Source organism: Butyricicoccus sp. AM78-15b2TA, from assembly GCF_027665985.1.
GTDB classification, from domain to species: domain Bacteria; phylum Bacillota; class Clostridia; order Oscillospirales; family Butyricicoccaceae; genus Agathobaculum; species Agathobaculum butyriciproducens.
Genome location: NZ_JAQEHY010000043.1, coordinates 1 through 646, shown reverse-complemented (window position 1 = coordinate 646; position 646 = coordinate 1). Strand labels below are relative to the sequence as shown.

General features: G+C 55.6%; 1 protein-coding gene. It reads right to left on the bottom strand.

Annotation, left to right across the window (positions count from 1 at the left end; translation table 11 throughout):
- Nucleotides 1-646: hypothetical protein (locus PGS25_RS15390; protein ID WP_270419398.1), on the bottom strand; the 646-nt coding region annotated here is incomplete at both ends.

The following is a 646-nucleotide window of genomic DNA, read 5'->3' as shown; positions in this document are numbered from 1 at the left end:
CCAGCTCCATGCCCTGTGCCGTGGTACGGTAATCGGCAATATCGCCGGTCTCCAGATTCAGTGTCTCGATCTCACCGGAATAGGCTCTGCTCAACCAGTAGGCGATCTCGCTGTTGCTCCTGCCGGATTGCAGCAGCGTGGAAAGCTGCTGTTTATCCGCTTCATCCATGAGTCCATGGACCAATACATCCCGCAAGTCCTGATCTGCCTTGTCCGGGTCAGTAGGAAGAAACTCGGTATAGTAAGCATTGCGGCGGTCTGCCCGAAGCAGCTGCTCGAACTGTTCTTTGCGCTCTGTCCGGTAGATGGGATATACCATCCCGGTGGGCAGAAGCTGTACGGTGTCCTCCCGCAGCTCAGTGATCTGATAGGCGTCATCCTCGATATACACGGTATCGCCCACGGCATAGACCGGAGCGGCAGGGTCATAGGAGGTTCTTTGCGGAGTTGGGCTGCGAACTGCATCATATTCCTCATCGGAAATGGAAACCTCGGAAGTCTGTTCTGTCTCGGCAGCTGCGATCTGCTCGGCATCCGACATCACCTGCTGGATAAATGAGTCATTGTCCAGTTTTTCCGGATCTGCCACCTGTCCGTTGACGATCCCTCTTTCCTCCAGGGCTTCCCGGATGGCGATAGGGTCGAT